The following is a 13,761-nucleotide window of genomic DNA, read 5'->3' on the forward strand; positions in this document are numbered from 1 at the left end:
AAGCGGGTGACCTCGACGAAGATCGTGATCGCCGGGGGCTTCGGCGTCGGCAAGACCACGTTGGTGGGGGCGGTCTCGGAGATCGTTCCGCTGCGCACGGAAGCGTTGGTCACCAACGCCAGCGACGGCGTCGACAACCTGAGCGCGACACCGCAGAAGGCCACCACGACCGTCGCGATGGACTTCGGCCGGATCAGCCTCGCCGAGGATCTCGTGCTGTACCTGTTCGGCACGCCGGGTCAGCACCGGTTCTGGTTCATGTGGGACGACCTGATCCGAGGTGCGATCGGGGCCATCGTGCTCATCGACACCCGGCGTCTGGACGAGAGCTTCGCGGCGGTCGACTTCTTCGAGGCCCGGAACCTGCCGTTCATCGTCGCGATCAACGAGTTCGACGACGCCCCGCGCTACCCGACCGAGGACATTCGTCAGGCCCTCGCGGTGTCGGCGGACGTGCCGATCGTCTCGATCGACGCGCGCGATCGCGAGTCCGCCAAGTCGGCACTCGTGACGGTGACCGAGTACGCGCTGCGCAAGCTGCACCAGCCGGTAGCGCCCTGATGGACACACACGTGCACTTGTTCGGCATGGGCACGTGGGTGCTCGTCCTGGCGTACGTGACGGCGGCGATCGGGTTGCTCGTGGGGCTGGCCAGTGCCCGCAAGTCGTTGACGGCCGGTTCCGAACGGTCACGGTTGTACTGGCTGATGCGGGCTGCGCTCTCGACCGGTGGCGTCGGGGTGTGGCTGGCGCACTTCCTGCCGATGGCCGGTTTCACGGTGGACGGCAGCATCATTCGATACGACCTGCCCGGCATCGTCTTCTCGATGGCGGTGGCGCTGGTGTCCGCGTTCGTCGCCATGGTGGTCGTGCAGCCGAAGCGGGTGTCACGCCGTGTCCGGCCGTCGCGCGGTGCCGCGACGGTACGGCTGCTGGGCGGATCGCTGGTCCTCGGTGCCGGGATCGCCGGCGTGCACTACTCGATCATGTGGGCGATGGAACTGCAGGGCACCGTCGCATACGACACGACCTATGTGGCGGCCTCCGTCGTAGCGGCGTGGCTCACCGCGGTGATGATCCTGTGGCTGGTGACGGTCGCCGACCGCCGGTGGATGCGGATCGTCGGCAGCATCGTCGCCGGCGCGGCGGTGATCGGCGTGCACTTCCTCGCGATGGCGGGGGTGCGGGTGACGGTGGATCCGTCGACGGCGGCGCCGTCGGGCGTCGAGGTGTTCGCGGTGCTCTTCCCGGTGTTCGTGCTCGGCATGCTGATCCTGACGGTGCCGATCATGGCGTTGCTCATGGCTCCCGATCGGGTGGCGGCGGCCCTCGAGGCCGAGGCCGAGGCGTGGGCCCGGGAACACCGTCCGGTCGACCCGCGCAGTCCGCTCGCCTGATCGGACGGGGGCGGGACCGGGACCCTCCCGAATTACATCGATGCGATACGCTCCGATCGCTGTCGAGGGGGGCGGAGTCGCAGCCCGTATCGATTCGGTGAGGCGCGCCACCACGAGCACGGACCGCTTCGCGCGCCGTGCTCGGAAGGTCACGATGTCCCACGAAATGCACCACTTCTCCATGGGGATGTGGGTGTTCTTCCTCGCCTATGCCACCTCCGTCGTCGGATCGTTCGTCGGTCTCTCCTGCGCCCGTCAGTCGCTGACCGCGCCCACCGACCGCGGCCATCGCCGCTGGATGGCCATGGCCGCCCTGTCGGTGGGCGGTGTGGCCGTCTGGCTCATGCACTTCATCGGGATGATGGGCTTCGACATTCCCGGTACCGCAGTTCGGTACGCCCTGGGGCCGACCGTCTTCTCCGTCGCGCTGTCGGTGGCCGCCACCTGGTTCGGGCTCTGGCTCGTCAGCTCCCGCGCCGCGTGGGTGAACCGCGTGCCGTCCTTCGCCCGCCTGCTCGTCGGCGGCCTCGGGATGGGACTCGCGGTCAGCCTCATGCACTACAGCGGCATGTGGGCCATCCGGATCCAGGGCTCGCTCGAGCACGACCCGAGCTTCGTCGTCGCCTCGGTGGCCATCGGTGTCGTCGCGGCCACGGTCGCCCTGTGGCTCGCGCAGACCGCGGATCGATGGGTGCTCCGCGTCCCGGCCGCCCTGCTCATGGGCTGCGCGGTCGTCGCACTGCACTACACCGGCATGGCCGGCGTGCGCGTCGAGGTCGATCCGACCGTCCCGCTGCCGTCGGGCCGGACCGTCACCGCACTGCTGTTCCCCTCCTTCGTGCTCGGCATCGCCGTTCTCGCCGTGCCGATCGCCGCGCTGCTGCTCGCCCCCAGCCGGGGTGACATGGCACTCGAGGAGGAGTTCGCCCGCTGGGCCACCGACGACGACGCCTCCGTTCCGGGGCGCTCGTGAAGGAAATTTCGGACGCCGGGACGGACCGGCCGAGCGGAATCGCCGCATCGGTCGGTGTGCGAGCTGACCTGCACCTATAGACTCGGGTGGTTGCGAGACGCGCGCCGGACGGAAGTCCGCGGCGTTCGAGCCGAGTAGAAGAAGGAGCTCATGACCGACACCACGTTGCCGCCGGAGGGGCCGGGGCACGACCGCATCGAGCCCGTCGACATCCAGCAGGAGATGCAGAGCAGCTACATCGATTACGCGATGAGCGTGATCGTGGGCCGCGCCCTGCCCGATGTGCGGGACGGTCTCAAGCCGGTGCACCGCCGCGTCCTGTACGCAATGTACGACAACGGGTTCCGCCCGGACCGCGGCTACGTGAAGTCGGCACGTGCCGTCGCCGAGACGATGGGCAACTACCACCCGCACGGCGACGCCTCGATCTACGACACACTCGTGCGGCTCGCGCAGCCGTGGTCGATGCGCTACCCGCTCGTCGACGGCCAGGGCAACTTCGGGTCCCGCGGTAACGACGGCGCAGCCGCGATGCGGTACTGCGTGCCGGGCGACACGCTCGTGCGAATGCCCCACGGCCAGAGCATCCGCATCTCGGAGATCCTGCCCGGCGTCGAGCCCGACAGCGACAACGAGATCGACCTGAAGGTTCTCGATCGTCACGGCAACCCGGTGATGGCCGAGATGCTGTTCCACTCGGGCACCCATCGCACATACACCCTCAGCACGGTCGAGGGCTACGAGATGCGCGGAACTGCCAATCACCCGGTGCTCTGCCTGGTGGATGTGGCGGGTGTTCCCACCCTGCTGTGGAAGCTGCTGGACGAGATCCGCAGCGGTGACCGGGTGGTGTTGCAGCGTGTTCCCTCCGCCGAGGAGCACGGCAGGCACAACGAGTACGAGGCGGCTGCCGCACTGCTGCTCGGTGCGTTCGTCAGTGAGGGCTTCGTCTCGGAGAACCGCGCCGGGTTCAACAACCTCGACCGGGACTTCTTCGATCGCGTCGTGGATGCGTTCGATCGGGTCGTCGGCGGCCGGCGCTACGTCTACAGCCGGGTGATCAAGTCGGGTTCGACACTGCACGAGCTCGACGTCCAGGACCTGACGATGCTGCGGCGCAGCGTGCTGGCGGGTGTGATCGGTCAGCGCAGCGACCGCAAGAGCGTTCCCGACTTCATCTGGGAGTCGCCGACAGCACTCAAGCGCATCTTCCTCGGTGCCCTGTTCGAGGGCGACGGATCGTGCTCGTCGCTACCACGCAACACGGTGCAGGTGTCGTACTCCACGCGGAGCCTGCAACTGGCGAAGGACGTGCAGCAGCTGCTGTTGGAGTTCGGTGTCGTCAGCCGCCGGTATCGGCACGCGACCGGTGAATACAAGGTCGCCGTCACCAATCGGCGTGACGCCCGCCTGTTCGCCGAACGTATCGGCTTCGTCGGCTGCAAGCAGCGCAAGCTCGAGCAGGTCCTTGCCGCGGCGGAGTCGAGCAGCCCCGCGGCGGCGGCACGCTCCATGAGCACGGACTACGTCCCCGGTCTCGCGGCGTTCCTCCGTACGCACGGCGCGACGGATCCGGCGAACGTCAACTGGCTCCGGCGGCACAACGTCGATCGGATCGAACGTTGGGAGCACCGTGGTGACGAGATCGCGTCGCACATCACGGAACCCGATGCCCGAGCCATCGCCGAGGAGCTGACCGACGGCCGGTTCTACTACGCCGAGGTGGCCTTCGTCGCCGAGGGCGACGTGGAGCCGGTCTACAGCCTGCGGGTCGACACCGACGATCACGCGTTCGTCACCAACGGATTCGTCAGCCACAACACCGAGTGCCGGCTCACCCCGCTCGCGATGGAGATGCTGCGCGAAATCGACCACGAGACAGTCGATTTCCAACCGAACTACGACGGGCGCACGCTCGAGCCGGTGGTTCTCCCCAGCCGTATCCCCAACCTGTTGATCAACGGTTCGGGCGGTATCGCGGTCGGCATGGCCACCAACATCCCGCCGCACAACCTCCGTGAGGTGGCCGACGCGATCTACTGGGCGCTCGAGAACTTCGAGGCCGACGAGGAAGCCACCCTGGCCGCCGTCATGGAGCGCATCAAGGGCCCGGACTTCCCGACCGCGGGCCTGATCGTCGGCGGCCAGGGCATCAAGGACGCATACACCACCGGCCGCGGGTCGGTGCGGATGCGCGGTGTCGTGGAGATCGAGGAGGACGCCCGGGGCAAGACCTCGATCGTCATCACCGAACTGCCGTACCAGGTCAACCCGGACAATCTGATCACCTCGATCGCCGAGCAGGTCCGGGACGGCAAGATTGCCGGCATCTCCGACATCCACGACGAGTCGTCGGACCGTGCGGGCATGCGCATCGTCGTGACCGTCCGCCGGGACGCCGTCGCGAAGGTCGTCCTGAACAACCTCTACAAGCACACGCAGCTCCAGACCGGCTTCGGCTGCAACATGCTCTCGATCGTCGACGGCGTGCCGCGCACCCTGCGGCTCGACCAGATGATCCGGTTGTACGTCACCCACCAGATCGAGGTCATCGTCCGGCGGACCCGGTACCTGCTGCGCAAGGCGGAGGAACGGGCCCACATCCTGCGCGGTCTCGTGAAGGCGCTCGACGCGCTCGACGACGTCATCGCGCTGATCCGCGCCTCGGCGACGGTGGAGGACGCACGCGCCGGCCTCATCGGACTGCTCGACGTCGACGAGATCCAGGCCGACGCGATCCTGGCGATGCAGCTGCGTCGTCTCGCGGCCCTGGAACGGCAGAAGATCGTCGACGAACTCGCCGAGATCGAGCTCGAGATCGACAACCTCAAGGACATCCTCGCCAAGCCCGAGCGTCAGCGCGCGATCGTGCGGGACGAGCTGAAGGAGATCGTCGACAAGTACGGCGACGACCGTCGCACCCGCATCGTCGCGGCCGACGGGGACGTCTCCGACGAGGACCTCATCGCCCGCGAGGACGTCGTCGTCACCATCACCGAGACCGGCTACGCCAAGCGCACCAAGACCGACCTGTACCGGTCCCAGAAGCGTGGCGGCAAGGGCGTCAAGGGCGCCGATCTCAAGCAGGACGACATCGTCAAGCACTTCTTCGTGACGTCCACGCACGACTGGCTGCTGTTCTTCACCACCAAGGGCCGGGTGTACCGGGCGAAGGCCTACGAGCTGCCGGAAGCCAACCGCACCGCGCGCGGCCAGCACGTGGCCAACCTGCTGGCCTTCCAGCCGGACGAGCGGATCCAGGGCGTCATCCGGCTCAAGTCCTACGAGGACGCCCCCTACCTGGTGCTCGCGACCCGCAACGGCCTGGTCAAGAAGTCGCGACTGTCGGACTTCGACTCCAACCGGTCCGGCGGCATCGTCGCGATCAACCTGCGCGGCGACGACGAACTGGTCGGTGCGGTGCTGTGCTCGTCGGACGACGATCTGCTGCTGGTCTCCGCCAAGGGACAGTCGATCCGTTTCGTGGCGAGCGACGAGGTGCTGCGGCCGATGGGCCGGGCGACCTCGGGCGTCCAGGGCATGCGGTTCAACGAGGACGACGCCCTGCTCTCGCTCAACGTGGTCCGTGAGGGCACGTACCTGCTGGTCGCGACGTCCGGTGGATACGCCAAGCGCACCCCGATCGAGGATTACATGGCGCAGGGACGCGGCGGCAAGGGCGTGCTGACCATTCAGTACGACCGCAAGCGTGGCACTCTGGTCGGAGCGCTCATCGTGGACGACGACGACGAGTTGTACGCGATCACCTCGGGCGGTGGCGTCATCCGGACCCCCGCGAAGCAGGTGCGCAAGGCCGGCCGACAGACGAAGGGTGTGCGGTTGATGAACCTGGGGGAGGGGGACACGTTGCTGGCGATCGCACGCAACGCCGACGAGCCCGAGGAGAGCGCCGCACTCGAAGCGAAGGAGTCGTAAGTGAGCACTCCCCAGGGACCGAACGGCGCCGAGCAGGGTCCGCCGCCCGCGCAGCCGCCGAAGGGTCAGAACGGACGAGAGGTGCCCGGGAAGCCGGCCGGCGGAGCGACGCCGTCGGGCGGTGCCGCCCGGAACCCCGGGGCGGGAGCGAACCCGGGCGCGCCGGCGGACGGCACGGCCAAGCCCCCGATGGCGGAGGGCGGGACGTCGCGTCCCGGGCAGCAACGTCCGGGCGGGCCTCCCACCCCTCCGTGGCAGCGCGGGAACCAGCAGGAGACCCCGCAGAACGTGCCGCAGACGAACCTGGCCCGTCCGGGTCAGGCACCGTCCTCGACCGGACGTCCCGCGGTGCCCACCCCGAGCGAGACGCCCGGTGACAAGTCCGCTGCGCGCCCCGGGGCGGATCCGGCCGGATCGGCGCAGCAGGGCGGACAGAAGCCGGGCGGGCAGAAGCCGGGCGGACAGCAGCCGGGCCCGACGAAGCAGCCGGCGGCTCGTTCCGGCGGAAATCCGGCCGGGAATCGGCCCGGCGCCGCGACGCCCCCGACCCGGCCGGTCGTCACCGGCACCGCGGCCGCCTCGATGAACGCGCCCACGGCTGGCGCGGACCGATCGGCGGCCAAGACGAAGGCCGCCGTCATCGACGGTCCGACGCGGCACATCGAACGCAAGGACCTGGCGAAGGATCTGCCGGATCTGTCCACGGTCAAGCATCCGCTGCCGTCCGCGCCGGTCGAAGAGCCGGCGGCCGCGCAACCGGCTGCTCCGGTCGCGACGGCTGCTCCGGTCGCGGGCGAGCCGTTGCGTGCGACGGTGCAGGTGCGCCGCATCGATCCGTGGTCGATGCTGAAGATCTCCTCGGTGATCTCCGTCTCGTTGTTCTTCGTGTGGATGGTCGCCGTCGGCCTGCTGTACGGCGTGCTCGAAGGCATGGGCGTGTGGGAACGGCTCAACAGCGCGTTCACGGACATGGTGTCCGACACCGGTGGCGGTGGCCTCATCACCGCCGGTCAGGTCTTCGGGTACGCGACGGTGATCGGGCTGGTCAACACGATCCTGTTCACGGCCCTGGCCACTCTGGGGGCCTTCATCTACAACCTGTGCACCGACCTCGTCGGCGGCGTGCAGGTGACCCTCGCGGACCCGGACTGAGCTGGGGAAACGAGTCCCCACCGAGCCGATTTTGGACTTCCCGGCTCGGTGGGGTAGTGTTCCAACTCGGTTCGAGGGCCTATAGCTCAGGCGGTTAGAGCGCTTCGCTGATAACGAAGAGGTCGGAGGTTCAAGTCCTCCTAGGCCCACTCCCCGTGCCGAAAGGGCAGCGAGCATGAAGGTTCTTCTCCTTGTGGGAACCGTGGTGCTGGTGACCGTCGGACTCGCCCGGATGTTGCGGAGCGAGGACGAATGGCACGAGGTCACCGCCCGCTGAGGCGGCAGACGGGGCCTTAGCTCAGTTGGTAGAGCGCTGCCTTTGCAAGGCAGATGTCAGGAGTTCGAATCTCCTAGGCTCCACAACGATTCGACGGCAGGCCCGGACAGCACCGATGTCCGGGCCTGCCGTCGTCTGTGCTCACACCTGCTCGGTGAGTTCGTCGAGGACCGCCGAGAGCTGCCGCATCGCGGTGAGCGTGGCGGCCAGACCTTCCTCGCCCACGGCATCGGCCAGGCGCCGGGCGAAGGCGGCGTGCGCCGGATCGATCCCGGTCACCGCCGCACGGCCCGCGGGGGTCGGCGTGACGAGCTTGGCGCGCCGATGGGCGGGGTTGGGCAGGTACTCGGCGAGGCTGCGCTCGACCAGCAGGTCGGCGATCCGCTGCACGCTCTGACGGGTGATCCCCATCGCCCGGGCGATGCCGGCGACCGGCAGGGGATCGTGCAGCACGGCACCGAGGACCTGCCACCACGCCGCCGTGAGACCGGACGGACGTGCCAGCGTCTCGGCCACCTCGAGGAACTGACCGTTGAGCCGGAACGACGTCAGGGCGAGGCCGCTGAGCAGTTCCTGTTCCGGGCGCTCGCTCATCCGGCCATGAGTTCGTAGAAGCCGGCGGGGTCGCGTCGGCCGTAGAGCTTGAACCAGGATTCGAGGACGTGCGGTTCGAACACCTCCAGGCGTTCGAGGATCGCGCGGGCGAACTCGACGGGGGCGGTGGCGCTCGCGGTGATCAGATTCCGATCGGTGACGGCCGGTTCGTCGCGGTAGAGGTCGCCGCCGGCGTACCCCAGCCCGGCCAGGAACTCGGCGGCGTTGCTCGTGTGCGCGCGGTCGTCGAGCAGGCCGGCGAGGGCGAGCCCGCCCGTGGCCCCGCAGATCGCGGCCACCGGAACCCCGGCCTCGAGGAACTCACGCGCCCGGTCGGCGAAGGGGGTGAACTGCTCGGTGTTCCAGATGTCGTTGCCCGCCAGGACGAGCATCGCGCTGTTGTCGGGCCGCACCTCGTCCAGGGTGGTGTCGGGAAGGATGCGGATTCCGCCCATGGTGGTGACGGGTTCGAGCGTGGTGCCGACCGTGGCGACGGTGTACCGGCCGGGGTGTTTGTGCCAGAGAGGCTTGTTGATATGGGCGATCGCGTGGCCGACCTCCCAATCGGCGAAGGTGTTGTACACGGCCACATGCACGGTCTCAGTCATGACAATATGCTGTCAATATGACAGCATATTGTCAATAGGCGACTGTGCGCCGGCTGGTTTCACGTGAAACGACGAGCCACGCACCGCGTGCACCGCCGGGCTCTCCGCGGGTCGGGTCGGACTCCCTGGCGGGCGCCCCCTTGTGAGCGTTGTTACTACTCCCCGTAGTAACGGGCGCGTATCCTGGCTGCATGTCTGCCGAGAACGAAGTCGTCGCGCGCGTGCGCGGTGCCTTCGTCGGCGGCATGTCGGGTGCGGTGAGCATCGCCGCCCATGCCCTCGCCGGCGGTTCCGTCCCGGGGCAGGCGCCGGCGGTCCTGCTGCTCGCGGCCGCCATGACGGTGGGCCTGCTCGCCGCGGGCACTCGCGTGCCGATCGTCGGCGTGCTCGCCGCCGGTCAGGTGGTCGGTCACGGCGCCCTCTCCCTCGATGCGGGGCACGTCCACGTCCCCGGTCCGGGCATGCTCGCCGCGCACGCCGGGGCAATCGTCGTCGCGGCGCTACTCGTCCACGGTGCCGAACACGGTTGCCGGGTCGGGCTGGCCGCCCTCGTCCGCGTCGTCCCCATGTCGTTCGCGCCGGCGCCCGTCGCCGTCCCCGCGTGGACGCCCGTCGTCCACCGTCCCCGGCTCCGCCGGGGACTGCTCGTCGCCGCCGGTCTCGGCACTCGCGGCCCTCCCGTCACGGTCTGAACCCGACCCCTCTCGGTCACCGCGCCCCGCGGTGACCGCGCGCACCCGTGCGCCCTCGGACCGATAACGGAGAATCCCCATGAAGAAGACCCTGTTCCTCGCTGCCGCCGCGGCCGCGACCCTGCTCGCCGCCGGATGCTCGTCCGACGAGCCCGCCGCCGCGTCCGCGGACTCGCTCACCGTCTCCTCGGCGTGGGCGAAGGCCGCCGAATCCGGCATGACCGGTGCATTCGCCGAACTCGAGAACACCGGCGACACCGACATCCACATCGTCTCCGCTGCCAGCCCCAGTTCGGCCCGGACCGAGATCCACGAGATGGCGGCCGGCGACGGCGGCGCCATGGTGATGCGCGAGAAGGCGGACGGACTGGTCATTCCCGCCCACAGCACCCATTCGCTCGCCCCCGGCAACGACCATCTGATGCTGATGGACCTCGTCGAGCCGGTCCTGCCCGGTACCGAAGTGACCTTCGAGCTGACCTTCGAGGACGGCTCGACGACCGAGTTCACCGCACAGGTCCGCGACTTCTCCGGCGCGCAGGAGAACTACCAGCCGAGCGCCGGCGCGGGGGCGAACCACGGTGGCTGAGCTGAGCCGGCGGCGTCTCCTCGGTGGCGGCGCCGCCGTCCTGGGCGCCGCCGGCATCGGCGCGGCCGGAGTCGGGACGGGTCTCGGGTACGCCGCCACGCGGGAGCCCGAGCCCACCGGTGGGCGCACGGTCGCCTTCCACGGCGTGCACCAGGCCGGCATCGACACCGACCCGCAGGCCTTCGCCGCCTTCGTCGCGCTGGATCTGCGTCCGGGACTCGACCGTCGCGCGCTGGTCGGGATCATGAAGGTGTGGGCCGAGGACGGTCGCCGGCTGGCCGGGGGCAGTCCCGCCCTCGGCGACACCGAGCCCGAACTCGCCCTCGATCCCGCGCGGCTGACCGTGACGGTCGGATTCGGCCCTGCCGTGTTCGACGCGGCCGGTCTCGAGGCGCAGCGGCCGGAGTGGCTGCGGCCGCTGCCGGCGTTCTCGATCGATCGCCTCGAGGAGCGCTGGTCGGGCGGTGACCTCCTGCTGCAGGTATGTGCCGACGACCCGGTCACCGTCTCGCATGCGACTCGCACGCTCGCCAAGAGCGTGCGATCGCTGGCCACGGTGCGCTGGATCCAGCGCGGATTCCGCAACGCGGTGGGCACCAAGCCCACCGGGACCACGATGCGCAACCTGATGGGTCAGGTCGACGGCACCGTCAACCCGGCCGCGGGAAGCACGGACTTCGACCGGCAGGTGTGGAATCCCGGCGCCCCGGCCTGGCTGGCCGGGGGCACGTCCCTGGTGTTGCGGCGAATCCGCATGGAACTCGACACGTGGGACGAGCTCGACCGGCCCGCCCGGGAGCTCGCGGTGGGCCGGGACCTGGCCGCCGGGGCGCCGCTGACCGGCAGCCGGGAGCACGACGATCCGGACTTCGCCGCCACCGACGTCCACGGCATTCCGGTGATCCCTCCGGAATCGCACGTCGCCCGGGCGCGGCCCCGGAACGCGAACGAGCAGTTCCTGCGACGCGGCTACAACTACGACGACCCGGACGGCGCCGGACTGTTGTTCGCGGCGTACCAGGCCGACGTGGACGCGCAGTTCGTCCCGGTGCAACAGCGGCTCGCCGAGCACGACGCGCTGAACCCGTGGATCACCCCGGTCGGGTCGGCGGTGTTCGCCGTCCCACCCGGATTCGGTCCCGGGGGATACCCGGGTGACACCCTGTTCGAGGGCTGACGGAGCCTGCTCCCGGCCGGGATCCGCGTGGGATCCCGGCCGGGGCACCGCCGTACCTACAGTTTGTATGGTTCCCGTCACACCCGGCCGAAATGGCGCTACCGTCAGGACACGCGTCCATCCGGGTCGAGGAAAGGCGGCACGCTCATGACTACAGCACTGCCGGAACGTCAGGGCTTCGGAACCCTGCGCGCGGGGGGACTGCACTGGGACGCCTTCCCGCTGCGGCTGTTCGCGAAGGGCAACGCGAAGTTCTGGGATCCGCTCGATCTGGACTTCAGCCGCGACGCCGCCGACTGGAACGAGCTCAACAGCGAGCAGCACCGCAGCGCCACCTATCTCGTCGCACAGTTCGTGGCCGGTGAGGAAGCCGTCACCCAGGACATCCAGCCGTTCCTGCGGGCGATGGCCGCCGAGGGCCGTCTCGGCGACGAGATGTACCTGACCCAGTTCTGCTTCGAGGAGGCCAAGCACACCCAGGTCTTCCGGCTGTGGATGGACGCGGTGGGCCTGACCGCGGACCTGCACCCCTACGTCGCGGACAACCCCTACTACCGGCAGCTGTTCTACGAGGAACTGCCCCACTCGTTGCGTGTCCTCGAGACCGATCCGAGCCCCGCCAGCCAGGTCCGCGCCAGCGTCACCTACAACCACGTCATCGAGGGCAGCCTCGCCCTCACCGGGTACTACGCCTGGCAGAAGGTGTGCACGAAACGCGGGATCCTGCCCGGGATGCAGGAACTCGTGCGCCGGATCGGCGACGACGAACGCCGGCACATGGCATGGGGAACCTTCACGTGCCGCCGCCACGTCGCCGCCGACGACTCGAACTGGGATGTCGTGCAGCAGCGCATGGGGGAGTTGCTGCCGCTCGCGCTCGGCATGATCCAGTGGGTCAACGACCAGTTCGAAGAACAGCCCTTCGGTCTCGATCCCGACGAGTTCGTCTCCTACGCCGCCGACCGCGCCCAGCGACGGCTCGGGGCCATCGAATCCGCCCGGGGCCGGCCCGTCGAGGAGATCGATCTCGACTACAGCCCCGAGGTCCTCGAGGACAAGTTCGGTGCGGAGGATGCCGCGGTGCTGACCAGCCTCGCGGAGAACTGAACCGGGCGGTCAGAGCAGCGCGACGGCCGCGAAGGCCAGCAACAGGATCACCGCGACCACGGCTCCGATCGCCGAGTAGTTGCGGCTCGGCGGCGTCGCGGTGGAGGTGAGCGTCGCGCCGGCGGTGTCGTCGGCGTCGCCGTCCTCGGGCCGCGCGTCGCCGGATCGGTGGTCGGCGCCGGTCGTCGCGGGAACGGGTGCGGGGCTCGCGGGTGCGCCCGCTGCCCTGTCTCGTTCGGCCGCCGCTTCGGCCCGGGCACGCTCGGCCGCCTCGAGTTCACGGATGCGCGGAATGCCACCGGTGAGAACATCGGTGACGTCGTACGACGGGGGCAGTCCGATCCGCGCCTTGACCACGCGTGCGGGTGTGAAGCCGGCCGCGAGGATGGCGGCCCCGAGGGCGGCGGTCTGCTCGGGACCGGGTCCGACGAGGGTGCGTACCCCGAGTTTCGCGGCGAGGCTGTCCGCGATGGACTGCACGTGCGAGCGGTCGCGCGCGACGAACCCGTCGCCCATCACCACGACGGCGTCCAGATTGTGCGAAAGCCAGCCGAAGGCGCCGAGGGCGGTGGCCAGCTGGGCCGCGGGGGACGGGGCGCTCTTGGCGGCGAACCGGAACGCCTTGCCGGCCGAGACGCCGGAACGCACGAGGTTGACGGTCGAGCCGCCGTCGTCGACGTGGAAGATGCCGACGAGCTGTCCCGGGGTCTCCGAGATCTCCGAGGCGTACCACGTCGCGGCCGCCTCGGCGTCCGACACGAGGGCGATGTGCCGCAGGTCCGCATAGTCGAGCGCGGCCCGCAGTGCGGCCACGGTGGACTGGTCCCACCGTGACGGGTAGGTGGCGGTGACGCTCGGCAGGCCGCCGTCGGGTCCGCTGTCCGGTGGCAGCGGGGGGCATTCGTGCAGCAGGCAGGCGATTGCCGTGGCCATCGAGTCCTCGGCCCGGTAGATGCGTCCGTCGCTGGCGGTGACGCCGGCGGGATCGCCGACCCGGCCGAGGAATCCCGACAGGTAGCGGGCCTCGCCGGCCGGATGCGGGGCGCCGCCGAGGACGGTGGTGCCGTCGGAGTCGATGTGCAGGACGGTGTCCCGGGCTATGACGACAGGATCGGGACTGCCGGGGTCGTTGGAAGCGAGGACCGCGGTGGACACCACGCTCCCGATCCGGAGACCGACTCCCACAGCCATGTCAAACCTCCTGTAGACAACGATCGGCGTACATCTTGCTACCGACTCGGCTACGGCCGGGGAAGCCG

12 protein-coding genes and 2 tRNA genes are annotated in these 13,761 nt (G+C 69.5%); 11 read left to right on the top strand and 3 right to left on the bottom strand.

What is annotated here, in order from left to right:
* The first annotated feature begins 6 nt into the window (after positions 1–6).
* The 7 genes from LZP97_RS20530 to LZP97_RS20560 all read left to right on the top strand — a co-directional run bounded on the left by LZP97_RS20530 (position 7) and on the right by LZP97_RS20560 (position 7,818).
* Positions 7–561 (top strand): GTP-binding protein, encoded by a 555-nt coding sequence (locus LZP97_RS20530; protein WP_003936635.1) that lies wholly within the window; start codon positions 7–9, stop codon positions 559–561.
* Positions 561–1,397 (top strand): MHYT domain-containing protein, encoded by an 837-nt coding sequence (locus LZP97_RS20535; protein ID WP_017681013.1) that lies wholly within the window; start codon positions 561–563, stop codon positions 1,395–1,397. Before LZP97_RS20530 ends, LZP97_RS20535 begins: the two co-directional genes overlap by 1 nt.
* 40 nt (positions 1,398–1,437) lie before the next feature.
* Positions 1,438–2,370 (top strand): MHYT domain-containing protein, encoded by a 933-nt coding sequence (locus LZP97_RS20540; RefSeq protein WP_017681012.1) that lies wholly within the window; start codon positions 1,438–1,440, stop codon positions 2,368–2,370.
* Positions 2,371–2,520: 150 nt separating this feature from the next.
* Positions 2,521–6,306, top strand: a complete 3,786-nt coding sequence (gene gyrA / locus LZP97_RS20545) for an intein-containing DNA gyrase subunit A (RefSeq protein ID WP_040273113.1) — start codon at positions 2,521–2,523, stop codon at positions 6,304–6,306.
* Positions 6,307–7,458, top strand: a complete 1,152-nt coding sequence (locus tag LZP97_RS20550; protein ID WP_082061302.1) for a DUF3566 domain-containing protein — start codon at positions 6,307–6,309, stop codon at positions 7,456–7,458. It begins immediately after the preceding gene.
* Positions 7,459–7,533: 75 nt separating this feature from the next.
* Positions 7,534–7,607 (top strand) — tRNA-Ile (locus tag LZP97_RS20555).
* Between the two features lie 138 nt (positions 7,608–7,745).
* Positions 7,746–7,818 (top strand) — tRNA-Ala (locus tag LZP97_RS20560).
* Between the two features lie 58 nt (positions 7,819–7,876).
* On the opposite strand, the gene LZP97_RS20565 is transcribed toward LZP97_RS20560, so the two are convergent.
* Both LZP97_RS20565 and LZP97_RS20570 read right to left on the bottom strand, forming a co-directional pair.
* Positions 7,877–8,329 carry a MarR family winged helix-turn-helix transcriptional regulator gene (locus tag LZP97_RS20565; RefSeq protein WP_040273115.1) on the bottom strand — a complete coding sequence of 151 codons (453 nt, stop codon included), beginning with the start codon at positions 8,327–8,329 and terminating at the stop codon, positions 7,877–7,879.
* Positions 8,326–8,937: a type 1 glutamine amidotransferase family protein gene (locus tag LZP97_RS20570; protein ID WP_040273117.1), complete on the bottom strand. Its 612-nt coding sequence runs from the start codon at positions 8,935–8,937 to the stop codon at positions 8,326–8,328. The genes LZP97_RS20565 and LZP97_RS20570 overlap by 4 nt, the downstream gene beginning before the upstream one ends.
* A 191-nt stretch (positions 8,938–9,128) precedes the next feature.
* Here LZP97_RS20570 and LZP97_RS20575 point away from each other — a divergent pair, with 191 nt between their 5' ends.
* The 4 genes from LZP97_RS20575 (at position 9,129) to LZP97_RS20590 (ending at position 12,502) form a co-directional block, all read left to right on the top strand.
* The gene (locus LZP97_RS20575) at positions 9,129–9,629 is read left to right on the top strand and encodes a hypothetical protein (RefSeq protein ID WP_040273119.1); all 501 of its coding nucleotides are present in this window, start codon (positions 9,129–9,131) and stop codon (positions 9,627–9,629) included.
* Between the two features lie 79 nt (positions 9,630–9,708).
* Positions 9,709–10,218 (top strand): copper chaperone PCu(A)C, encoded by a 510-nt coding sequence (locus LZP97_RS20580; protein ID WP_010595459.1) that lies wholly within the window; start codon positions 9,709–9,711, stop codon positions 10,216–10,218.
* A complete protein-coding gene (locus tag LZP97_RS20585) occupies positions 10,211–11,395 on the top strand; it encodes a Dyp-type peroxidase (protein ID WP_040273121.1) in 1,185 nt (394 codons plus the stop codon). The genes LZP97_RS20580 and LZP97_RS20585 overlap by 8 nt, the downstream gene beginning before the upstream one ends.
* Before the next feature lie 147 nt (positions 11,396–11,542).
* Complete coding sequence (locus LZP97_RS20590) at positions 11,543–12,502, top strand: R2-like ligand-binding oxidase (protein WP_010595461.1); 960 nt, start codon at positions 11,543–11,545, stop codon at positions 12,500–12,502.
* Positions 12,503–12,511: 9 nt separating this feature from the next.
* Here the strand turns inward: LZP97_RS20590 and LZP97_RS20595 are convergent, their stop codons facing one another.
* Positions 12,512–13,693: a hypothetical protein gene (locus LZP97_RS20595; protein WP_010595462.1), complete on the bottom strand. Its 1,182-nt coding sequence runs from the start codon at positions 13,691–13,693 to the stop codon at positions 12,512–12,514.
* Positions 13,694–13,761: the final 68 nt, after the last annotated feature.

This window comes from Rhodococcus sp. DMF-1 (assembly GCF_021441945.1).
In the GTDB taxonomy this organism is placed as follows: Bacteria; Actinomycetota; Actinomycetes; order Mycobacteriales; family Mycobacteriaceae; genus Rhodococcus; species Rhodococcus ruber.